A 20689-nucleotide genomic window follows, 5' to 3' on the forward strand; every position below is an offset into this window, starting at 1 on the left:
ACAGCCGGAGCTGCGTTCGTTCGGGGATGTGGATTCGGGTGGGAAAGGTGGCTGAAGGGGGGCGAGCGGCTCGGGGCGCGCGTCGCAGGTCAGGGGTCAGTCGACGGTCACCACGACCGAGTGCCGGCCGCTGGCGCCGTCGGGGACGGTGCCGGTCCGCTTCTCCGTCTGCACCGCACCGGTGCGGTCCGTGGCCCGGACGGTGAGGGTGTGGCCGCCCTGGGTGGCGGGCCAGTCGTAGGACCACTGGCGCCAGGTGTCCCGCGAGTCCTCGGCCGCGAGCCGGGCCTCCTGCCAGGGACCCTCGTCGACCCGGACCTCGACCTTGTCGATGCCGCGGTGCTGCGCCCAGGCGACCCCCGCGACCATGACCGAGCCGGCCTGGGGGCGGGCGAACGGCTTGGGGGTGTCGATCCGTGACTGGGTCTTGATCGGCGCCCGCCGGGCCCAGGTGCGCTTGACCCAGTAGGCGTCGTAGTCGTCGAACGTGGTGAGTTCGATGTCCTGGATCCATTTGCAGGCCGAGACGTAACCGAACAGGCCGGGCACCACCATCCGGACCGGGAAGCCGTGGGCGAAGGGCAGCGGCTCACCGTTCATCCCGACGGCGAGGAGGGCGTCGCGGCCGTCCATGACGTCGTCGACCGGGCTGCCGATCGTCATGCCGTCCACCGAGCGGGCCACCAACTGGTCGGCGGGGCCGCCCCGGGAGGGCGGCTTCACCCCGCACTCGGCCAGCAGTTCGTCCAGCCGTACGCCGATCCAGCGGGCGTTGCCCACGTACGGGCCGCCGACCTCGTTCGACACGCAGGTGAGCGTGATGTCCCGCTCGATCAGTTCGCGGCGCAGCAGGTCGTCGAAGGTGAGCGTGCGGGGCCGGGAGACCCCCTTGCCGTGGATGCGCAGTTTCCAGGTGGTCGCGTCCACCTTGGGCACCACGAGTGCGGTGTCCACGCGGTAGAAGTCCTTGTTCGGGGTGGTGAAGTCACTCACGTCGCGGATCCGGAGCTGGGCGCCCCTGGGAATCGCGTCCGCGCGGTCGGCAGGCGTGGGGAGTACGACGTCCGCGCGTGAGGCGGCAGCCTCACGGCTCTTCGAACCGCTCAGGGTGCGGCCCAGCAGTCCGACGCCGGCGGACGCGGCCGCGGCGGCACTCGCCGCGATCACGAAGCCACGGCGGTCCCATCCCGGATCACCGGGCGAACCCCCCTCCACGGAGTCCGCGGCACCCGCGCCGGTGCGGTCGGGCCGCGTGGAGCGGACCTGGAGCCTGCCGATGAGGAGGTACAGAAGCCCGGCCGCGACCACCGCGCCCGCCACGGAAGGCAACGCGTCGGTGAAGCCGGTCGAATCGGGCCGACCGGTCGCCGCCGCCGCGCCGACGACACCGAACAGGAGGACGCCCGCGGCGCCCGACCGCCGGTGGCGCAGAGCGAACAGACCCAACACGATCGCAAACAGCACCAGTGCGGCAAGAATCCCGAGCTGCAGGATCAATTTGTCGTTGGTGCCGAAATTCCGAATGGCCCAGTCCTTCACGGCCACCGGGGTGCGGTCGATCGCCGCGCCGCCGACCGCGATGACCGGGCCGGACTGGGGACGCACCCCTGCGGCCGCCAGTTCGGCGACGGCGAGCGCGGCGAAACCCGCCAGGAGGCCGCTGAGCGCGGCGAGTGCCCGCCGCAGCCAACTGCGGGTAATTCGCGATTGCTTCTTGTCGTCCGTCACGTGGGGAATCCGGTCCTGACGGGCGGACGGATTGGTCGATCACTCGATCAGAGGCACTTCTTTTCCGGACCAATCCGGGGAGCTCCCGGCAACGGATGAAGACAATGTGCGTCCGTGGTTTTCCGGGACACCCGTTGTCGTATAACCAGCTCATGATCTATCACGTTGTGACGCTCGGTGACTGGAGCGCCCACCCCGAGGCCCCGTACGCGCCCGCCTCCCTCGCGCAGGACGGGTTCGTCCACTGCGCGCCCGACGAGGCGACCGCTCTGGCCGTCGCCGACGCCTTCTACCGGACCCTGCCCAGGCCGCTTCTCGCGGTGGTCCTCGACGAGACCCGGCTCACCGCCAGGCTGGAGTTCGAGGCGGCGGACCCCGCTCCGCCACCCGGGGTCGGCGCGGACGTCCTGTTCCCCCATCTGTTCGGTCCCATCGACCGGGACGCCGTCGAGCGCGTCCTGGAGATCCGGTGGGACGCCGACGGCCGGGCGGCGGGACTGCAACCGCCGGAGTGACGACGGCACCCTTCACGGCACGCTGCCGGCCGGGTCTACGGCTCGCGGGGGCGCAGGTCCGGATCCAGGTCGCCGTCCAGGTCGCCGTCCAGGTCCGCGGCGAACGTGGCAGGGTCGAAGAAGTCCGGGGCCGGTCCGTCGGCCGTCCGGTCCTCGTGGCCGCCGTCCGGGCCGAGCAGGACCTGCTCCGTCCAGATGCACTTGCCCGTCGACGTGTAGCGCACCCCCCAGCGCTCGGAGAGCGCCGTCACCAACTGCAGCCCGCGGCCCCCCTCGTCGCTCTCCGACGCGCGGCGGATGCGGGGCATCGTCAGGCTGCCGTCGAAGACCTCGCAGATCAGCTCGGCGCCGTACAGCAGCCGGAGGCGGACCGGGCCCTTGGCATGCCGTACGACGTTGCCCACCAGCTCGCTGACGAGGAGTTCCGTGGAGGGTACGAGATCGTCGAGGCCCCAGACGGCCAGTTGCCCGCGGACATGGCGACGGGCCTGGCCGGCCGCCTTGGGGTCCCTGGGGAGGGGCCAGGCCGCCATCCTGTCCTGGGGCAGCGCGTGCAGACGGGCGACGAGGAACGCCGCGTCGTCGGCCGCCTGCACCTCGGTGGGCAGCAGGCCGGCCGTGAGAGCGTCGCAGAGGTGCTCCAGGTCCGCGCTGGTGCCGTCCTCGTGCGTGGTGCGCAGCAGCCGCGCCAGGTCCGCCATGCCCGTGTCGATGTCCCGCTTCGCCGACTCGACCAGGCCGTCGGTGTAGAGCACGATCAGGCTTCCCTCGGGCACCGCCATCTCCACCGTCTCGAACGGCGGCTTCGCCGCGCCGAGCGGCGGGTCGGCGGCCGGTTCCGGGAAGTGGACGCTGCCGTCGGGGTGGACCAGGGCGGGCGGCGGGTGCCCCGCACGGGCGATGGAGCACGTCCGGGTGGTGGAGTCGTAGAGCGCGTACAGACAGGTGGCGTACGACTCCTCGGCCATGCCGCCGACGATGTCGTTCAGGTGGCTCATGATCTCGTCGGGGGGCAGTTCGAGGTCGGCCAGGGTGTGCACGGCGGTGCGCAGACGGCCCATGGTGGCCGCCTCGGGCAGGCCGTGGCCCATCACGTCGCCGACGACGAGGGCGACCTGGCCGCCGGACAGCGGGATGATGTCGTACCAGTCGCCGCCCACGTCCATGCCCTGGCTCGCGGGGAGATAGCGGGCGGCGGCCGTGCACGCGGCCAGGTCGGGCAGCCCCTGGGGCAGCAGGCTGCGCTGGAGCTCGCGGGACCGGGCGTGCTCGGCGTCGTAGAGCCTGGCCCGTTCCAGGGCCTGCGCGACGAGCGCGCTGATCGTGGCCAGCAGGGTGCGCTCCTCGTCGGTGAGCAGGCGCGGGCGGTCGAAGGACACGACGCATACGCCGAACGAGTTGCCGGACGCGGCCAGCGGCAGGAACGCCCAGGCCTGCTTGCCGGCCAGCGCGGGGATGCCGGCCCGGTCCGGCGCGTGCGCGGCGAACTCCGCCACGGAGGACAGGAACAGGGGCCTGCCCGACCTGATCGGTTCCCAGGCCAGGTCACCGAGCGGCCGGGTCCGGCCGTCGAGCAGTTCCAGGAACTCGTCCGAGTAGCCGACGGCTCCCACGCGGTGCAGCCGGTCGCCCTCGACGACCTGCATCAGGAGCCCGGTGGCGGCGAACGGCGGCAGCACCCGCCGGGCCACGGTGTCCACCACGTCCTGGGAGGTCGTCGCCTTGGCGAGGTCCGCGGTCAGCTCCGCGATCCGGGCCGCCCGGTCGGCCGTGGCCCGCTCGGCGGCCCGCTGTGCCTCGGCCTGGCGCCGGCTGTCGGTCTCGTCGGTGAAGTAGAGCGTGCGGCCGTCGGGTCCGGGGACGAGCCGCACGTGGTAGACGCGCCCGGTGTTGGGTCCCCGGACGTCGAAGCCGACGGGCTTGTCCTGGGCCGCGGCTTCCCGGCAGCGCTCCTCCAGACCGGTGATGTGCCGGGTGGAGGGGAGGTCCCACAGGGCCCGCCCGAACAGCTCCTCCTCCGAGAAGTGCAGCGTGCGTTCCGCCTCCAGGTTGGCGAAGGTGATCCGCCATTCCTCGTCCACGGACAGAAAGCCGTCGCTCATATGGCGCAGTGCCCGGCTCAGGGCGTCCCGGGCGGAGCGGGACTCGTCGCTCTCCCAGCCCACGCCGACCATCCGCAGGGCCTCGCCCTGATCGTCGTACGTCGCCCGGCCGCGGGCCTGGGTCCAGCCGTACGAGCCGTCCGGGCGCCGCACCCGGTACTCGGCCTCGAAGACGGTGCGGCCGTGGATCGCCCGCTGCACGGCCGCCAGGGTCGGTGGCAGGTCGTCGGGGTGGACGACCCTCATCCAGTTCTCGATCCGGCCGCTGAAGTCGGCGGGCCCGGTGCCGTAGAGCTCCAGCGCCGCCTCGTCCCAGAGCAGCTCGCCGGTACGGATGTCCCAGTCCCACGATCCGACGCTGACTTCCTTGAGGGCCTGCCGCAGCCGTTCACCGCTCGGTTCGGTCTGCACGGGTCCGGACGTCGGCGGGGACTGGAGGATGCGTTCCTCGGCCCAGCCGACGACGGCCCGCAGGAAGTCCCACTGCCGCGCGGTGGGTTCGCCCTGCTCGCCCGTCAGGACGGTGAGCGCACCGATGCGGCGGTTCCCGCTGGACACCGGCAGGGCGGCGAAGCCGGAGCCGGGCCAGTCCGCGGTGGAGTCCGGCGGGACCCATACGCCGCTGCCCTGCTGGAGGGCGAGGGCCGGTGCCGACGGCCCCTCCTGGTCGGCGATCTCCCACGCGGCGGTGAGGGCGGACGGCAGACCGACCGCCGACACCAGTCGCAGTGCGGACATGGGCCCACGCAGGTGGATCGCTCCTCCCAGCGCGCCCAGTTCGCCCATCGCGTGCTGCAGCGCCAGCCGGAAGACCTCGCTTTCCGTGGCACCGGGGGCCACCGTGCCGAGAAGATCCAGCCGCGCGTTCATATTGCGAACCTTAGCGCTCAGACCTTGGCAGAAGCCGTGCTCCGCACGACCCTCACTGACCCGCGGGTGCTCGCGTTCGCGAACACCACCGGCGGGAGCCCTGCTCGGGACCGCGGAAGGGGACGAGCGGGCGAGGAAGAAGGGGCGGGGAACGGGGCGCGGGGAATAGGGCCGCCCGGGGTCCGGTTGTACCGGGTGTGCATGACATGGCCCCATCAACCGAGATGGGGTGGCCGTCGCCCGTCGGCGTACGGCCGCAAGGGAGGAAACCTCATGAAGCTCGGCATCCATCCCGTCTCCCGTCCGGTCGTCTTCCGTGACCGCGCCTCGGACGCCGCGTTCCTCGTCCGCTCGACCGCGACCTCGGCGGCGACGATCGAGTGGGAGGACGGCAACACCTACCCGCTGATCGACGTGGAGGTCTCGTCGGCCGGCCATCCCTTCTACACGGGGAACGCGCGGATCGTCGACAGCGCGGGGCGCGTGGAGCGTTTCGAGCGGCGTTACGGCCGTACGGCGTCGGCCGCCCGGTGACGGCACGCGGGACCCGATGACGGCCGGCCGACGTGCAGGCGGCGGATGAACAGGAAGGGAGTGCGGTCATGAAGGTGCGCAATTCGTTGCGTTCGCTGAAGTCCAGGCCCGGGGCGCAGGTGGTGCGCCGGCGCGGCAGGGTCTTCGTGATCAACAAGAAGGACCCGCGTTTCAAGGCCCGCCAGGGCTGACGCGGCGCGGGCGTGCCGGTGGGCCCGGTCCCTGGAGAAGGGGCCGGGCCCTCGTGTGTGCCACGACTGCCCGGTGGCGGACGGATCGACGGATCGGTGTCGGTCCTTGCGGGGAAGGGAGCCAGGGTATGTCATGTCATGTGCACGACTACCTTTCCCCCACAAGGAGGTCGACCATGCACGTCCGAAAGCTGACCGGAGGACTCGCCGCCGTCCTGGCGGTGACCTTCTCCCTGATGGGTGGCCAGGCCGTGGCCGCCCAGGCCCCGGTCGCGGACCACACCGCGGCCGCACGCGTCGTCACCTACGACGCGAGCGGCACCGCGGAGTTCAGGACCGCGGTGGACCGAGGCGCCGCGATCTGGAACGAGAGCGTCGACGCCGTCGAACTGCAGCCCGTCGCGTCCGGGCAGCGTGCCAACGTCCGGGTCGTGGCGGACGACGGCTGGCCGCGCGCCCAGACCACCTCGCTGGGCAACGGAACCGTCTGGATCGGACGGCAGGCGGTGGATCAGGGCTACGACACGATCCGTATCTCGTCCCACGAGCTGGGGCACATCCTCGGCCTGCCGGACCGCAAGCCCGGTCCGTGCTCCAGTCTGATGTCCGGTTCCAGCGCCGGAACCGCGTGCACGAACCCCTATCCGAACGCGGCGGAGAAGACCGAGGTCGAGGGCAACTTCGGTGGCGCGCTCGCGGGGAGGGCCGGAGCGGTGCCGTTCGGTGCCGTGCTCGTGGACTGAGGAGCCCGAACCGCCTGACGCGTAGGACGGCCAGGTGAGAGAGCCGTAGGCCCCGGAGCGAGCGCCGTGTTCCGGGGCGTACGGGCGTACAGGTACGCAAGGCGTACGGGCGTACCCGGGGGCCTGTGGGGCCTGTGGGCTCTGTGGGCTCTGTGGGTGTACGGAGCCGCGCCTGACGGGTGTCAGAAGGTGTCGAGGTCGGGATCGGAGAGCAGGGCGATCCGGGCCGTGATGTGTTTGCCGACCGGCTCCCTGCGGGCCTCGAAGCTCTCGCAGATCGCCATGACGATCTCCAGGCCGTGCTGACCCACTCGTCCGGGATCCGCCGTTCTGGCCACCGGCAGCACCGGATCGCTGTCCCAGACAGCCACCTCGAGCGTCCCCTCGGCGATCCGCAGATCGACCAGGACCGGTCCCGGCGCGTACTTCAGCGCGTTGGTGACCAGCTCGCTCACCACCAGCTGGGTCAGGGCGATCGTCCGGTCCGTCACCGGCAGGCCGTGTTCGGCCTGGGCCCGCGAGAGGAAGTCGGCCGCGAGATGGCGGGCCTCGGCGATGCAGAGCGAATCGCCTTCCAGAGCAACTGTGGTCTCTATGCGGCCACGCTGCGGCGCCATACGGCCTCCGCCCTCGATCAGTGGTTCCATGCAGTCCGCCCTCACCCTGTGCTCGCCCGCTTGTACCCCCGGCCTCGCTTCGTACGCATCCGCCGCTCACGAAATTCAGCCGGGCGGCAACGGCGCCCCGTGACCCCGAGGTTCACGATCCTTCGCCGGGGTCGAGCAGAGGGGTCGAGGAGCGGGTGGAGTAAGGCCGCGGCTCGGGGGTAGTCCATGTCGCGGGAAAGTGGGACGTGGAGCCTGGGGAGGTCGCACGTCCCGCTTTTCCCCTCGGTGGTCGCGAATCCGTTGAACGCGGGACGTGGCTCGCTGCGTATTCCTGGTGACTGGGAGCAAGGCTTCAGCGAGGGATGGGCATGGGTGACGCGGGTCCCGCTGCACACGAGTTGGTCGCCGGAAGATATCGGCTGCAGGAGGTCGTCCACAGTGAGGTGAACTGTGTCTGCTGGTACGGCGAGGACATCGAGTACGCGCGTCCGCGGCTGCTGACGCAGACGCGGCTGCCGCCCGATCCGTCGCCCGGCCGGGCCGGTCGGGCCGCCGCGCGGATCGTGTACACCTCCGAGGTCATGGGGCTGCGGTGTCCGGGCAGCGTGGCCGGCGTCATCGACGTCGTCGAGGAGTCCGGCAACCTGTGGACGGTCGTCGAGTGGATCGACGGCATGCCGCTGGGCGAGTTCCTCCACCAGTACGGCGCACTCGACCACGTGAGGGCCGCCCGGATCGGACTCGACCTCCTCGACGTGCTGGAGTCCGCGCACGGCCAGGGCCTCGTCCACGGCGAGCTGAGCCTCGGCCAGGTGTTCGCGCGGGACCAGGGCGGCGTGGTCGTGACGGGGTACGGCCTGGCGGGCGCGGTTCCGACGGCACGGATCGGCGCTCCGGCGTACGCGTCCCCGGAACAGGCCGGTGGTGGGTCCTACGGTTCGCCGGCCGACCTGTGGGCGCTGGGCGCGCTGCTCTACACGATGACCGAGGGCCGCCCGCCCTTCCGCGACCGTGGCCATCCGGAGGCGACCCTCAAATCGATCGGCAGGCTGCCGGTGGCCGGCCCGCGGCGCGCCGGTCCACTCGGCCGGATCGTCCAGGGCCTGCTCCGCAAGGACTCCCGGGAACGGCTCACGGGACCGGTGGTCCGCGACGCCCTCGTCCGCATCGTCGACGACGCCTCCGCGACCGTGCGGACGGCGGTCGTGCCGCCGGAGCCGTCGGCCCACCGCCTGGCGGCCGTGGTGGGCAGGGTCCGGGACCGGCGGAACCTCGGCCGCGTGACGCTCGTCGGAGCCGCGGTCGCCGCCGTCGCCGTGACGGTCACCGCCCTCGCCGCGACCGGGGACAGCTCAGGTGTCGACTCGTCGGTGTCCGGCGCGGCGGCCTCCCACACCGGTCCCCGGCTGCCGACCGGAGACGGAGGTGCGAACGGAGGTGCGAACGGGGACGGGGGCGGCGTGCGTACGCCCGCGCCCGGAACCGAGGGCTCCACGACCGGCTCCTCCGCCGCCCCCTCCTCCGCTCCTCCGCTGTCGCCCTCCGCCACGCCCACGCCCTCCGCCACCGGGGCCCTTCCGGCGGGCTTCCGCCTCTACACGGCGTCGGAGGGCTTCGCCGTCGCCCTGCCCGAGGGCTGGCGGCGGCTGAGTACCGACCGTGCCGAGGACCGCTCCTACCGGGTCGTCTTCGGAGCCGACGGCGACCCGCGGAACCTGGCGGTCACCTACAGCACCCGGGTCGGCTCCGACCCCGTCGCCGTGTGGCGGGACACCGTGGAGCCCACGCTGCGGCAGGCGGACGGTTACGACCGGGTGGGCGCGATCCGTGCGACGACCTACCAGGGGCGCAGGGCCGCGGACATGGAGTGGGTCGAGGAGTCCGGGACCACCCGGGTACGCACCTTCGGACGGGGGTTCCTCATCGGGGGCGGCGAGGGCTTCTCGCTGCGCTGGACGGCCCCGGACGCCGACTGGGCGACCGCGGGGAACCGGCAGGCGCTGAAGACCTTCCTGGCGACCTTCCGCGGACTGCCGGACTGACCGGCGCCTGTCGCACCGGTCGAGGCCGGGCGGACCGCGCTCACGGTTCGATGAGGCCCGCCCGGATCGCGTAACGCGTGAGTTCCAGGCGGTCCTTGAGGCCGAGCTTCTGCAGCAGGTTGGCACGGTGGCGTTCGACGGTCTTGACGCTGATGACGAGAAGGTCGGCGATCTCCTGCGAGGTGTGGCCCTCGGCGACGAGTTTGAGGATCTCCTCCTCGCGGTCGGTGATGGCCTTCGCGGGGAGGTCGACGCCGTCCCTGGCCCGGTCGAGGTAGTTGCGGATGAGGGCGTTGATCGCCCCGGGGTAGATGAAGGGCTCGTCGCGCATGGTGGCGCGGCAGGCCTCGACGAGGTCACGATCGGCGACGGATTTGAGGACGTACCCGGCGGCGCCTGCCTTGAGCGCCTCGAAGAAGAACTGTTCGTTGTCGTACATGGTCAGGATGAGGATGCGCAGGTCCGGCTGGAGGCGCGAGAGTTCGCGGGCCGCCTGCAGGCCGGTCAGCCGAGGCATGGCGATGTCGAGGATGGCCAGGTCGGGCTCCTCGGTGCGGGCCGCCTCGATGGCCTCGGCTCCGTCACCGGCCTCGGCGACGACGGTCAGATCCGGTTCGCTGTCGAGGATGAGGCGCACCCCGCGGCGTACCAGGGCGTGGTCGTCGGCGAGCAGGATGCGGGTCTTCGTCGGCTCGGGCATGGTCACTCGCTCCTGTTGCGGACGGGCACGACGAGGCGCACTTCGGTGCCTCCCTCGGGGCTGGGGCCGAGGGCGAGGTCGGCGCCGACGAGCAGGGCGCGTTCGCGCATGCCCCGGATGCCGGCTCCTTCGGGGGCTCCGCGGAGCCCCCGGCCGTCGTCACGGATGCGCAGTTCGATGCCGGCGGGAATGCGGCTCAGGGTGAGCTCCAGATGGGTCGCGTGGGCGTGGCGGACGGTGTTGGTGAGGCTTTCCTGGGCGACGCGGTAGAGGACCAGTTCGGCTTCCGCGCCGAGGTCGGGCAGCGGGGTCTCCAGGCGTCGCCTCGCGGTGAGTCCCGAGTGGGTGGGGATCTCGGTGGTCAGCGACTTGAGGGCGCTGACCAGACCGAGTTCCTCGAGTACGCCGGGGCGCAGCCTGCGGGCGATACGGCGGATCTCGTCCAGGCTGTCCCGGGTGGTCTCCTGGACCTGGTGCAACTCGGCCCGCAGGGACGCGGGGGCCTGGTCGGCCACGCGTTTGAGTTCGAGCAGGACGGCGGTGAGGGTCTGCCCGATCTCGTCGTGCAGTTCCTGGGCGATACGGCGGCGCTCGGCCTCCTGCGCGGACAGCGCGCGGGCGTTGCTGGTGGCGCGTTCGGCCTCCAGCCGGCCGAGCATGCTGTTGAACGTCTTGATCAGGTCGGCGATCTCGCCGTGCCCGGCGGGAACCGGGCGGGGACCGGGGCGCAGCAGGTCGATGGTGGCCATGGCGCGCGTGAGGCGCTGCAAGGGAGCGAGGCCGAGCCGCAGCAGGACGACGTCGGCGATCAGCATGACGGCGAGTCCGGCGGTCAGGATCAGCGCCTCGGTCAGCAGTACCGGGGTGGACACGGTGACGGGGCCGAGCAGGAGCAGGGCCGTGGCGGCGATGAGTACCGCGGCGTTGAGCAGGAAGATCCGCCAGAACAGAGACACAGCCGGTTTGCCTCCTCGATGCATATGACCCACTATGGCCCGTTCGGGTCGGCCGCTCGGCCCATGAGGCACCTCTTCTCCTGACCGTCGTGTCCGCGGCAGCCGACTGGCGTGGGTGCCGCACTTGTCAGCCTGCGGGGGCGGACGGGAGTCCGTCCATCGGGGGCAGCACCCATTTCGCCGTAGGCGCGGTGGCTTCGCCTACATGTTCACCGCCCTCGGAAATGGGTGTCGATGCGGATGGTCGCGGTGTCGCGCACCGGGTGACCGTTGAGGCCAGGCCCTGTCCCCGGCGTCCGAGGCGCCGGTCGACGCATGGACATCGGTGGGAGGGGAGGGACGGCGGGGCGAGGAAGAGGCCGGAGTGCTGTGGTGGTCCTTCGCGCTGGGCGCGGACCTGGGCGGCAACGCCACGATCATCGCCTCCTCGGCGAACGTCGTCGTGGTCGGGCTCGCCGAACGCAGCGGCCACCACATCTCGTTCTGGCAGTTCAGCCGCTACGGCCTGGTCGTCACCGCCGTCACCGTGAGCGTGGCCGCCGCGTATGTGTGGCTGCGCTACTTCGCCCTGGCGTGATCGTGACAGCCCGACCGAGAGACCGACCCAGGAACCGACTCAGGAACCGACCGATGAGGAGACGCCCATGAGTCCCCGAACCCCCCGCCGTCCCCGTCCACCACCACCGTGCCCAGGTACCGGCACCGACCCCGGGGAGGAGGAGCCATGTCCCGCTTCGACGACGAGCGTCTGCGTGGCATCGAGGCCCGGCTGCGGCGCGACGACCCGCAGTTCGCCGAGGCCCTCGGATCGGGGCGCCCGTGCAGTCCGCGCGAGTACCGGCACGGACGGGCCTGGCTGCTGCTGGCCGTCGCTCTGGCGGCCCTGGGCGTCGGCATCGGGGTCGGCCACGGACTGCTCATCGCCGCGAGCCTCGTCCTGGCAGGTGTCGCGGGGGACCTGTTCGACCCGCAGCGCACCCGGCCCCGCGGGCACGGGCCGCCTCCCCCACGACACCGGCGGCCATGAGAACACCGGCCAGGAGGGGACCGGTCGCGGAGTCGTCGGATCCAGGAAGGAGACACCTGGATGACCTTGCAGCAGCTGTATCTGGTGCTGCTCGTCGGCGGCACGGTCCTGCTCGCCAGCATCGCCGCGGCACGCACCGCCAACCGTCTCGGTCTGCCCAGCCTGCTGCTGTTCCTCGCGGTCGGCGTGATCGTCGGAGAGGACGTCATCGGCCTGGAGTTCGGCGACGCCCAACTCGCCCAGTCCCTGGGCACCGCGGGGCTCGCCGTCATCCTCGTCGAGGGCGGGCTGAGCACCCAGTGGTCGGACGTCCGGCGTCTGCTGGCCCCCGCCGGGGTACTGGCCACCGCGGGCGTGGCCGTCTCGGTGGCCGTCACCGCCACCGGGGCGCATCTGCTGCTCGGCATGGACTGGCATCTGGCGCTGCTGCTCGGGGCGATCGTCTCCTCCACCGACGCCGCCGCCGTCTTCGCCGTGCTGCGCGCGCTGCCGCTGCCGAAGAAGGTCACCGGGCTGCTGGAGGCCGAGTCCGGCTTCAACGACGCCCCGACCATCATCCTGGTCCTGGTCTTCTCCACCGCGGCCGCCGAGCTGCCGGGACCGGCCTCCATCGGGGGCAACGTGCTCTACCAGCTGGTGGTGGGCGCCGCCCTCGGTCTGTTCATCGGCCGTATCGGTGTCGCCGCCCTGCGGCACATCGCGCTGCCCGCCACCGGTCTGTACCCGCTGGCCACCGTGGGCTTCGGCATCATCGCCTTCGCCGCCGGCGGCGTCGCGAACGCCAGCGGCATCATCGCCGCCTACCTGTCCGGACTCGTCCTCGGGAACTCGAAGCTGCCGCACCGCGCCGCGACCCGCTCGTTCGCGGAGGGGGCCGGCTGGCTCGCGCAGATCGGCCTGTTCGTCATGCTCGGGCTGCTCGTCACGCCCAGCGAACTGCCCGCGGCGATCCTTCCGGCCCTCGGTGTGGGCCTGGTCCTGCTGCTGATCGCCCGCCCGGTCTCCGTCCTGATCTGCCTGCTGCCGTTCCGTACCCCCTGGCGCGAACAGGTGTTCATCTCCTGGGCCGGGCTGCGCGGCGCCGTACCCATCGTGCTCGCCACCTTCCCCATCGTGGCCGGCATCGACGGGGCGTGGCACCTGCTGAACATCGTGTTCGTGCTGGTCGTCGTCTTCACCCTGGTGCAGGGCCCCAGCCTGCCCGCCGTCGCCCGCCGGCTCGGTCTGACCCGGCCCGGCGCACTGCGCGACGTACAGGTGGAGACCGCACCTCTGGACGTGCTCGACGTCGATCTGCTCACCGTCGCCGTACCCCCTGGCTCCCTGCTGCACGGCGTCGCCGTCTTCGAGCTGCGGCTGCCGCCACCCGCCGTCATCACTCTGATCGTCCGCGACGGCACCAGCGTCGTTCCCCGCCCCGACACCGTCCTGCGCGAAGGGGACGAACTCCTGCTGATCACCACGCCGGGCGTCCAGGACGCCGCCGAACGCAGACTGCGCGCGATCGGCAGGCGCGGCAGACTCGCCCGCTGGCACGGTGAACGGGGAGACGTCGAGCCGGCCGGCCGATCCGCCGTCTCCGACTCCGCCTCCACCACCTCCGCCTCCAGCTCCGACGCCCTTTAGGAGCGGCCGCGGAGTCATCGGCCGACAGACAGGGGCGGCGCGCGCCCGACCGATGGAAGAATTCGACTGCGGCCCGGACCCGGCGAAGTCCCCCTGCTCCCAGAGCTCGGGGGACCGCGCCCTGTCCCGCGCCCGTGCGGAAGCGGGGTACGAGGAGGGACTATTGAGCATGATCGAGTGGGTGCGACTGAGCAGAGGCGTCCGGGTGGTTCCCCGTCCCGTCGCCACCCCGTTCGTCTGGTTCGCCGCCTTCACCGGCGCCCTGCTGCTGGTGGCGGTCACCAACCACCTGGGCGACGACGGACACCCCACCACGGCCCTGATAGCGCTGTCGCTGCTCGCGGCCCTGCTCGGACTGTGCGCCCGCTTCACCGCCGCGCCCGGCACCGCCGCGCTGTGCTGGCTGTTCCTCAACGGCTTCGCGATACCGCCGGCCGGGCAGCTCACCTGGGCGGGACACCGCGACACCACCTGGCTGGCCTGCCTGCTCACCGCGGCGGTCGCCGGGACCGCCGTCGCCCGTATCGCCAACGCCCGCGCCGCGTACCGCCGCGTCATCTGGAAGAACGACACCTGGTGACGACACACCTGGTGACGGCATCGGATGACGACACCTGGTGACGACACCTGGTGACGGCACCGGATGACGGCACCGGATGACGAGACGTCAGTCTCCTTCCCCGGGGCTCCGTGGTTGCCCCGAGCGTTCCCCGGCGGGGTGGTCCTCGGGATGCAGACCGGGGCCGGCGCCGTCGGGCGACAGCGGGGTGGGGGACAGGTCCGTCGGCTCCTCGTCGTTCTCCAGCAGGGTGTTGGCGGAACCGATGATCAGCGGATCGGCCGTTCCGACGGCCTCCTTGTCCTTCGCCGTGTAGTCGCAGAGCAGCAGCAGATGGCGCATCGCCTCCAGCCGGCCGCGCCGCTTGTCGTTGCTCTTCACCACGGTCCACGGCGCGTACGGCGTGTCCGTCGCGCGGAACATGTCGACCTTGGCCTCGGTGTAGGCGTCCCACAGGTCGAGGGAGGCCAGGTCGGTGGGGGAGAGTTTCCACTGGCGGACGGGGTCGACCTGGCGGATGGCGAAGCGGGTGCGCTGCTCACCGCGTGACACCGAGAACCAGAACTTGACCAGCACGATCCCGGCGTCGGTGAGCATCTTCTCGAAGACGGGTGCCTGCGTGTGGAAGTGGCGGTACTCGGCGGGGGTGCAGAAGCCCATGACCCGTTCGACACCGGCCCGGTTGTACCAGGACCGGTCGAAGAAGACGATCTCACCGGCCCCCGGCAGATGAGGCACGTACCGCTGGAAGTACCACTGCCCGGCCTCCTTCTCGGTGGGCTTGTCCAGCGCCACCACATGGGCGCCGCGCGGGTTCAGGCGCTCGGTGAAACGCTTGATGGTGCCGCCCTTGCCCGCCGCGTCGCGCCCCTCGCACACCACGACGATCCGCTGGCCGGTGTCCCGCACCCATTTCTGCAGCTTGAGGAGTTCGATCTGCAGGATGCGCTTCTGCCGCTCGTAGGACGGACGGCGAAGCTTCGTCTCGTACGGGTAGTTCTCACGCCAGGTGTCGAGGGGCTTGCCCTCGCCGTCCAGGAGGACGGGCTGCTCGGGCCGTTCCTCGTCCACCGACAGCCCGGCGAGCAGCCGCGCCTCGGCCTGCGGGTCGTCTCCGCCGACGTGGGCCGGCGTCTTCCACGGATCAACCACAGGTGGGTCCCTTCGTAGCCCGGACAGCCGCTCCCGCCGACGGATCGGCGTACGGGTTCCGCACCCCGTCAGAATGGCACGGGACCGGCCGCCCGGCGTCCCGCGGACCGGCCGAGGCCCCCAGGCCCGGGGCGGCGGGCCGGGCCGGACAGAAGCAGCCACGGCATGTCCGGTTTCGGAGCTGAAGGCAACCCTCCTCCCACCGCAGGGCTCTTATCTGGGTACGGGACGTTTGCCGGCAGGGAACGCACACGGGGGAACCATGCTCAAGTTCCACTTCACGCACACCGATATGGCCCGGATCCGTATGGCGGCAGGTCCGGACCCCATGTGGGAGCTGCTGCTCAGTCTGCATCTGCTGGGGGGAAGGGACGGATCGGTCGTCTTCGGGGCGTGGAAACGGCACATCCGCAGCAGGCTGCCCGGCAGCACCCGTCTGCTGTTCGAGCTGGCACCGCACCGTGGATATTCAGCCGACTTCCTGACGGCGGTGTCCGCCCGGGGAGAACTGGAGACAGGCATCGACGCCGCCCTGTCCACCCCTCGCGGCCGGCTCCGGGAGGATGTCGCCCGTCTCGCCGCCGTACGGGCCCTCGGCGCGCGAACCCTCTCGCTGGCCGAGGCGGGCTCCGACGCGTTGCGCTACCTCGGCGCCGCTCTGCGCGGGTACTTCAACGTGGCGCTGCGGCCGTACTGGGCCCAGGTGGAAACGTCGATCGAGGCGGATCGCGCGGTGCGCGTACGGGCCATACTGGACGGCGGGACCGAGCGGCTGCTGACCACGCTGCATCCCTCCCTGAGCTGGCAGTCCGGTGTCCTCAGCGTGGCCAGCTCCTACGACCGCGACATCCGTCTCGAGGGGCGTGGCCTGCTGTTGCTGCCCTCCTTCTTCTGCTGGCGGGCCCCCATCACGCTGCGCGATCCCGGTCTGCCTCCGGTGATCGTCTACCCGGTCGCCCACGATCTGGGATGGTCGCAGTCCGAGGCAGGCCAGGGGCGTGACGCGGGGGAGGCGCTGGGCGCCCTGCTGGGCAGGACGCGCGCCGATGTGCTGGCGGCCGTCGCGGACCGCGGCGGATCGACCAGTGACCTGGCCCGGCGGCTCGTCGTCTCGCCTGCGTCGGTCTCCCAGCACGCCGCGGCACTGCGCGACTCGGGCCTCATCGTCACCCATCGCCGCGGGCAGAGTGTTCACCACAGTGCCACCGCGCTCGGGAGCGCCCTCCTGGACGGCCACCGGCGCATCCCGCAGCCGTCTTTGCTCAAGGGGTAGGCGGCGGAGGGGGCAGAGGGAGGGGTGGCCGTCGCCGTCAGTGTGCCGACAGCCAGTCGTCGAGGGCGTCGATGAGGCGGTCCAGGGCGGGACGCTCGGTGGAGCGGTCCGTGGTGACCGTACGGCCGTCGAATCGCAGCGTGTACTGGAACAGGTCGGCCGCACCAGGGTCCCTGGTCACGTCGGGGACGTCGTCCAGCGCCGGATCCGCGAGCAGTGTGCGTACCCGCTCGAACCGGGCCGCGCTGGTGCGGCGTACCTCGGAGTCGCCCTTGTCGCTGGTGCGGACGGTGCCGTCGGTATGGAGGACGACCTCCTGCTGAACACCTGCGAAGCCGCCGCTGACGGTCATGGCCACCAGCCGCCGCTCCGGTGCGGTACCCGGGGACGCGGTGAGCTCGGGAGCCGTCCGCGTCTGCGCCGACGTCGGCTTCGCCGAGCCGTGGCCGTCCCCGTCCCCGTCGCCGGCGTCGTCGGCCGCGCAGCCGGTCAGGCCCGGTCCGGTCAGGCTCAGCAGCGCGGCCGTGAACACGGCCGCCGCCACCTGGGTCCCACGCCTCGTACGCACTCCGCCTCCGCCCGTCGCACTGTCCCCGCCGCACCGTGGGTACCACGGAACCACCGGTCCGAGCGTGAACTCGGCCGCCACCGGCACCGGGTGGGAATCCGTACGTTCGGCTGAACGGCCGCCCCACCCGACTGGCATGCTGGCAGTTCTTCCGTCGTCCCAGGAGGCCCCATGCCCGAGCCGTCCGTCCTCGCCGCGCTGGTGTCCGGGTTGCGAGGGGGGTCCATCCAGGTCGTCGACCTCACATCGCCCCTGTCGTCGTCGACGCCGGTCCTCCGACTGCCGCCCGAGTTCGGCCAGACACAGGTGTTCGAACTGGAGGAGATCAGCAGGTACGACGACCGGGGGCCGGCCTGGTACTGGAACAACTTCCGCAGCGGTGAGCACACCGGAACGCATTTCGACGCCCCCAACCACTGGGTGACCGGCAGGGATCTCGACGACGTGTCCTCCGTGCCGGCGGGACGGCTGATCGCGCCGGCCGTCGTGCTGGACTTCACCGCCGAAGCGGCGAAGGACCCCGACTTCCTCGTGGAGGTGGAGCACGTGCGGGCCTGGGAGACACGGAACGGGCCGCTGCCCGACGGCGGCTGGCTGTTGCTGCGGACCGGCTGGGACGCCCGCTCGCACACGCAGGAGGAGTTCCTGAACGCGGACGACAACGGCCCGCACACCCCCGGCCTGTCCCCGGAGTGCGCCCGCTGGGTGGCCCAGGAGTCGCCGGTGATCGGCCTCGGCGTCGAGACGGTCGGCACCGACGCCGGACGCGGGCACGCGTTCGACCCGGCCTTTCCGTGCCACTCCTATCTGATGGGCGGCGACAAGTACGGGCTGACCCAGCTGCGGAACCTGGCGGAGCTGCCTCCGACGGGCAGCGTCGTCGTCGCGGGACCGCTGCCCATCGTCTCGGGCTCCGGCTCCCCCGCGCGGGTGCTCGCACTGGTGGAGCGCTCATGAAGGTCGCGGAGGCCGTCGGACGGGCGCTGCACGCGGCCGGGGTCGAGCAGGTCTTCGGCGTCGTCGGGTCGGGCAACTTCCACCTGACCAACGCCATGGTCGCGGCCGGATCGCGGTTCGTCGCCGCGCGCCACGAGGGCGGCGCGGCGACGATGGCCGACGCGTACGCGCGCATGAGCGGCGAGGTGGCCGCCGTGAGCGTCCATCAGGGACCCGGCCTGACGAACGCCATGACCGGAGTCGCCGAGGCCGCCAAGAGCCGTACACCGCTGCTGGTCCTGGCGGCCGAGGTGACCGAACCGAGGTCCAACTTCCACATCGACCAGGAGGCGCTGGCGCGAGCGGTGGGCGCCGTCCCGCTGCGGATCACATCGGCCGAACTCGCCGTGGAGCAGGCACTCGCCGCCGTCGAGCGAGCCGTGCACGAGCGGCGGACCGTGCTCCTCAACCTTCCGCTGGCCGTGCAGGCTCTGGACGCGCCCGAGGGCACCTCGCCCCAGGCCGCGCCGCCGCGGCGACGGAAGGCGGTCGAGCCGTGCGCGCAGGAGGTGGCGGCACTGGTACGCGTCCTCGAACAGGCGCGGCGGCCGGTCTTCGTGGCCGGCCGAGGCGCCCGGTCACCGGGTGGACGAGCCGCCCTCGAAGCGCTCGCCGAGCACTGCGGAGCCCTGCTCGCGACCTCGGCAGTGGCCCGCGGCCTGTTCCGGGACAGCCCGTGGTCGCTCGACGTGTCCGGAGGCTTCGCGTCGCCGCTGACGGCCGAACTGATCGGGGCCGCGGACGTGATCGTGGGCTGGGGCTGCACCCTGAACATGTGGACGATGCGGCACGGCCGGCTGATCGGCGCCGACACGACCGTGGTGCAGGTCGACGACGACACCTCGGCGCTCGGCGCGCACCGGGAGCTACGGTTCGGCGTCACCGGCGACGTGGAGGCCACCGCACGGCGCGTCCTGGAGGCGGGTGGCGCGCCGCGGCAGGGCTACCGGACCGCCGCCACCGGCGAGGCCGTCGCCGCACGCGTGCGCTGGCGGGACGTGCCGTACGAGGACACGAGCAGCCGGGAGCGGATCGACCCGCGCACGCTGAGTGTCGCGCTCGACGACATCCTCCCCGCGGAGCGCGTGATCGGCGTCGACTCCGGGAACTTCATGGGCTACCCGAGCGCGTATCTGTCGGTGCCCGATGAGAACGGCTTCTGTTTCACCCAGGCCTTCCAGGCGATCGGCCTGGGACTGGCGACGACGATCGGCGCGGCCCTGGCGCGGCCGGACCGCCTCGCGGTGGCGGCGCTCGGCGACGGCGGCGCCATGATGGGCGCCGCGGATCTCGACACGGTCCGCAGGCTCGGACTGCCGATGGTCGTGGTCGTCTACAACGACGACGCCTACGGCGCGGAGGTGCACCACTTCGGCCCGGACGGACACCCGCTCGGCACGGTCGAGTTCCCGCCCACGGACATCGCCGCGGTGGCCCGCGGCTACGGCTTCGAGGCGGTGACGGTGCGCGCGCGGACGGACCTGAAGGCCGTGCGGGACTGGGTCGCCGGCCCACGGTCGGCCCCGTTGCTCATCGACGCGAAGGTCACCCGGGACCGAGGTGCCTGGTGGCTGGAGGAGGCGTTCCGCGGACACTGAGCGGACGCCCGGCCTCGACGCCCCGGCGCCCGGCTCGGCGGTCGCCGAACTCCGGGAAAAAGGCCGGGCCCTGAACACCTCAGGCTGTGATCATGGAACTCCTTGACGACGTACGAGGAGTTGATCCGTGATGCCCGCCGTGCCCGCCGATCCGAACGTGGTCCACCCGATGCCCGAGCAGCCGCGTGTGGTCCTGCTGCGCCCTCTGGTCACCTCACCGCTGATCGAGGTGGGGGAGTACTCGTACTACGACGACCCGGACGATCCGACGGCCTTCGAGACCCGGAACGTGCTGTACCACTACGGGCCGGAGAAACTGGTGATCGGCAAGTTCTGCGCACTGGGCGAAGGGGTGCGGTTCATCATGAACGGCGCCAACCACCGGATGGACGGCCCCTCGACGTTTCCCTTTCCGATCATGGGCGGTTCCTGGTCCGAGCACTTCGATCTGATCACCGCTCTGCCCGGCAGGGGCGACACCGTGGTCGGGAACGACGTCTGGTTCGGGTACCGGACCATGGTGATGCCCGGCGTACGCATCGGGCACGGGGCCGTCATCGCCTCCGGGTCGGTCGTGGTCGACGACGTGCCCGACTACGGCGTCGTCGGCGGCAACCCGGCCAGGCTCCTGCGCCGCAGGTACGACGACGAGGACGTCGCCCGCCTCCTGGCCCTCGCCTGGTGGGACTGGCCCGCCGAGCACATCAGCGAGCAGGTGCGGACCATCATGTCCGGCAGCGTCGACGCCCTGGAGGCCGCGGCCCCGGCCACGCGGTAGCCCGCACCACCGGGTGGCACGGCAGCTCGGCCCGCCCCGCGCCTGCCGCGTATATGAGCTTTGTCTGCTTAGCATGCGTGATGATCCACTTCCCGTGGACCAGCCGTTCGTGGACCAGCCGTT

General features: G+C 71.8%; 19 protein-coding genes and 1 pseudogene. 13 read left to right on the forward strand and 7 right to left on the reverse strand.

Going from position 1 to position 20689, the window contains the following annotated elements; all coding sequences use genetic code 11:
• Positions 1-96 precede the first annotated feature (96 nt).
• Positions 97-1728 (reverse strand): molybdopterin-dependent oxidoreductase, encoded by a 1632-nt coding sequence (locus tag ACLVWQ_RS04750; RefSeq protein WP_414106871.1) that lies wholly within the window; start codon positions 1726-1728, stop codon positions 97-99.
• 152 nt (positions 1729-1880) lie between these two features.
• Here ACLVWQ_RS04750 and ACLVWQ_RS04755 point away from each other — a divergent pair, with 152 nt between their 5' ends.
• On the forward strand, positions 1881-2243 hold the full coding sequence (locus ACLVWQ_RS04755) for a DUF952 domain-containing protein (protein ID WP_414106872.1): 363 nt from the start codon (positions 1881-1883) through the stop codon (positions 2241-2243).
• Positions 2244-2278: 35 nt separating this feature from the next.
• Here the strand turns inward: ACLVWQ_RS04755 and ACLVWQ_RS04760 are convergent, their stop codons facing one another.
• Complete coding sequence (locus tag ACLVWQ_RS04760) at positions 2279-5215, reverse strand: SpoIIE family protein phosphatase (RefSeq protein WP_414106873.1); 2937 nt, start codon at positions 5213-5215, stop codon at positions 2279-2281.
• Between the two features lie 273 nt (positions 5216-5488).
• Here ACLVWQ_RS04760 and ACLVWQ_RS04765 point away from each other — a divergent pair, with 273 nt between their 5' ends.
• The 3 genes from ACLVWQ_RS04765 (at position 5489) to ACLVWQ_RS04775 (ending at position 6683) form a co-directional block, all read left to right on the forward strand.
• Positions 5489-5749 carry a type B 50S ribosomal protein L31 gene (locus ACLVWQ_RS04765; protein WP_414106874.1) on the forward strand — a complete coding sequence of 87 codons (261 nt, stop codon included), beginning with the start codon at positions 5489-5491 and terminating at the stop codon, positions 5747-5749.
• A 68-nt stretch (positions 5750-5817) separates the two neighbouring features.
• A complete protein-coding gene (ykgO, locus tag ACLVWQ_RS04770) occupies positions 5818-5940 on the forward strand; it encodes a type B 50S ribosomal protein L36 (protein ID WP_414106875.1) in 123 nt (40 codons plus the stop codon).
• Between the two features lie 176 nt (positions 5941-6116).
• Positions 6117-6683 (forward strand): snapalysin family zinc-dependent metalloprotease, encoded by a 567-nt coding sequence (locus ACLVWQ_RS04775; RefSeq protein WP_414106876.1) that lies wholly within the window; start codon positions 6117-6119, stop codon positions 6681-6683.
• A 182-nt stretch (positions 6684-6865) separates the two neighbouring features.
• Here the strand turns inward: ACLVWQ_RS04775 and ACLVWQ_RS04780 are convergent, their stop codons facing one another.
• Positions 6866-7330, reverse strand: coding sequence for an ATP-binding protein (locus ACLVWQ_RS04780; protein WP_414106877.1), 465 nt, complete (start codon positions 7328-7330; stop codon positions 6866-6868).
• 404 nt (positions 7331-7734) lie between these two features.
• On the opposite strand from ACLVWQ_RS04780, the gene ACLVWQ_RS04785 reads away from it, so the two are divergent.
• Positions 7735-9333 carry a serine/threonine-protein kinase gene (locus ACLVWQ_RS04785; RefSeq protein ID WP_414106878.1) on the forward strand — a complete coding sequence of 533 codons (1599 nt, stop codon included), beginning with the start codon at positions 7735-7737 and terminating at the stop codon, positions 9331-9333.
• Positions 9334-9373: 40 nt separating this feature from the next.
• On the opposite strand, the gene ACLVWQ_RS04790 is transcribed toward ACLVWQ_RS04785, so the two are convergent.
• Together ACLVWQ_RS04790 and ACLVWQ_RS04795 are read right to left on the reverse strand one after the other, a co-directional pair.
• Positions 9374-10033, reverse strand: coding sequence for a response regulator (locus ACLVWQ_RS04790; RefSeq protein ID WP_414106879.1), 660 nt, complete (start codon positions 10031-10033; stop codon positions 9374-9376).
• 2 nt (positions 10034-10035) lie between these two features.
• On the reverse strand, positions 10036-10989 hold the full coding sequence (locus ACLVWQ_RS04795; RefSeq protein ID WP_414106880.1) for a HAMP domain-containing sensor histidine kinase: 954 nt from the start codon (positions 10987-10989) through the stop codon (positions 10036-10038).
• Between the two features lie 346 nt (positions 10990-11335).
• Between ACLVWQ_RS04795 and ACLVWQ_RS04800 the strand changes: the two are divergent.
• From ACLVWQ_RS04800 to ACLVWQ_RS04815, 4 genes and pseudogenes are all read left to right on the forward strand, one after another.
• Positions 11336-11566 (forward strand): annotated as a pseudogene (locus ACLVWQ_RS04800) (hypothetical protein); the annotation flags it as partial.
• Positions 11567-11713: 147 nt separating this feature from the next.
• Positions 11714-12016, forward strand: a complete 303-nt coding sequence (locus ACLVWQ_RS04805; protein WP_414106881.1) for a DUF3040 domain-containing protein — start codon at positions 11714-11716, stop codon at positions 12014-12016.
• A 60-nt stretch (positions 12017-12076) separates the two neighbouring features.
• A complete protein-coding gene (locus ACLVWQ_RS04810; RefSeq protein ID WP_414106882.1) occupies positions 12077-13642 on the forward strand; it encodes a potassium/proton antiporter in 1566 nt (521 codons plus the stop codon).
• A gap of 169 nt (positions 13643-13811) precedes the next feature.
• Positions 13812-14222, forward strand: a complete 411-nt coding sequence (locus ACLVWQ_RS04815) for a hypothetical protein (protein ID WP_414107394.1) — start codon at positions 13812-13814, stop codon at positions 14220-14222.
• Positions 14223-14309: 87 nt separating this feature from the next.
• On the opposite strand, the gene ppk2 is transcribed toward ACLVWQ_RS04815, so the two are convergent.
• Positions 14310-15353 (reverse strand): polyphosphate kinase 2, encoded by a 1044-nt coding sequence (ppk2, locus tag ACLVWQ_RS04820; protein WP_414106883.1) that lies wholly within the window; start codon positions 15351-15353, stop codon positions 14310-14312.
• Positions 15354-15615: 262 nt separating this feature from the next.
• Here ppk2 and ACLVWQ_RS04825 point away from each other — a divergent pair, with 262 nt between their 5' ends.
• Entirely contained in the window at positions 15616-16626 is a 1011-nt protein-coding gene (locus tag ACLVWQ_RS04825) for an ArsR/SmtB family transcription factor (protein WP_414106884.1), read from the forward strand.
• Between the two features lie 37 nt (positions 16627-16663).
• Here ACLVWQ_RS04825 and ACLVWQ_RS04830 read toward each other — a convergent pair whose 3' ends face one another.
• Positions 16664-17194 (reverse strand): hypothetical protein, encoded by a 531-nt coding sequence (locus ACLVWQ_RS04830; RefSeq protein WP_414106885.1) that lies wholly within the window; start codon positions 17192-17194, stop codon positions 16664-16666.
• A 171-nt stretch (positions 17195-17365) separates the two neighbouring features.
• Between ACLVWQ_RS04830 and ACLVWQ_RS04835 the strand changes: the two genes are divergently transcribed.
• The 3 genes from ACLVWQ_RS04835 to ACLVWQ_RS04845 all read left to right on the forward strand — a co-directional run bounded on the left by ACLVWQ_RS04835 (position 17366) and on the right by ACLVWQ_RS04845 (position 20566).
• Complete coding sequence (locus tag ACLVWQ_RS04835) at positions 17366-18151, forward strand: cyclase family protein (protein ID WP_414106886.1); 786 nt, start codon at positions 17366-17368, stop codon at positions 18149-18151.
• A complete protein-coding gene (locus tag ACLVWQ_RS04840; RefSeq protein WP_414106887.1) occupies positions 18148-19788 on the forward strand; it encodes a thiamine pyrophosphate-binding protein in 1641 nt (546 codons plus the stop codon). The genes ACLVWQ_RS04835 and ACLVWQ_RS04840 overlap by 4 nt, the downstream gene beginning before the upstream one ends.
• Positions 19789-19918: 130 nt before the next feature.
• A complete protein-coding gene (locus ACLVWQ_RS04845) occupies positions 19919-20566 on the forward strand; it encodes a CatB-related O-acetyltransferase (protein ID WP_414106888.1) in 648 nt (215 codons plus the stop codon).
• Positions 20567-20689: the final 123 nt, after the last annotated feature.

This window comes from Streptomyces sp. CWNU-52B (genome assembly GCF_047444975.1).
Taxonomy (GTDB): domain Bacteria; phylum Actinomycetota; class Actinomycetes; order Streptomycetales; family Streptomycetaceae; genus Streptomyces.

What these genes read in the sequence shown, in the direction of transcription:
- ACLVWQ_RS04755 (WP_414106872.1), top strand. Translation starts at nt 1,881, where the DNA reads ATGATCTATCACGTTGTGACGCTCGGTGACTGGAGCGCCCACCCCGAG.
- ACLVWQ_RS04760 (WP_414106873.1), bottom strand. Translation starts at nt 5,215, where the DNA reads ATGAACGCGCGGCTGGATCTTCTCGGCACGGTGGCCCCCGGTGCCACG.
- ACLVWQ_RS04765 (WP_414106874.1), top strand. Translation starts at nt 5,489, where the DNA reads ATGAAGCTCGGCATCCATCCCGTCTCCCGTCCGGTCGTCTTCCGTGAC.
- ykgO (WP_414106875.1), top strand. Translation starts at nt 5,818, where the DNA reads ATGAAGGTGCGCAATTCGTTGCGTTCGCTGAAGTCCAGGCCCGGGGCG.
- ACLVWQ_RS04775 (WP_414106876.1), top strand. Translation starts at nt 6,117, where the DNA reads ATGCACGTCCGAAAGCTGACCGGAGGACTCGCCGCCGTCCTGGCGGTG.
- ACLVWQ_RS04780 (WP_414106877.1), bottom strand. Translation starts at nt 7,330, where the DNA reads ATGGAACCACTGATCGAGGGCGGAGGCCGTATGGCGCCGCAGCGTGGC.
- ACLVWQ_RS04790 (WP_414106879.1), bottom strand. Translation starts at nt 10,033, where the DNA reads ATGCCCGAGCCGACGAAGACCCGCATCCTGCTCGCCGACGACCACGCC.
- ACLVWQ_RS04805 (WP_414106881.1), top strand. Translation starts at nt 11,714, where the DNA reads ATGTCCCGCTTCGACGACGAGCGTCTGCGTGGCATCGAGGCCCGGCTG.
- ACLVWQ_RS04810 (WP_414106882.1), top strand. Translation starts at nt 12,077, where the DNA reads ATGACCTTGCAGCAGCTGTATCTGGTGCTGCTCGTCGGCGGCACGGTC.
- ACLVWQ_RS04815 (WP_414107394.1), top strand. Translation starts at nt 13,812, where the DNA reads ATGATCGAGTGGGTGCGACTGAGCAGAGGCGTCCGGGTGGTTCCCCGT.
- ACLVWQ_RS04825 (WP_414106884.1), top strand. Translation starts at nt 15,616, where the DNA reads ATGCTCAAGTTCCACTTCACGCACACCGATATGGCCCGGATCCGTATG.
- ACLVWQ_RS04835 (WP_414106886.1), top strand. Translation starts at nt 17,366, where the DNA reads ATGCCCGAGCCGTCCGTCCTCGCCGCGCTGGTGTCCGGGTTGCGAGGG.
- ACLVWQ_RS04840 (WP_414106887.1), top strand. Translation starts at nt 18,148, where the DNA reads ATGAAGGTCGCGGAGGCCGTCGGACGGGCGCTGCACGCGGCCGGGGTC.
- ACLVWQ_RS04845 (WP_414106888.1), top strand. Translation starts at nt 19,919, where the DNA reads ATGCCCGCCGTGCCCGCCGATCCGAACGTGGTCCACCCGATGCCCGAG.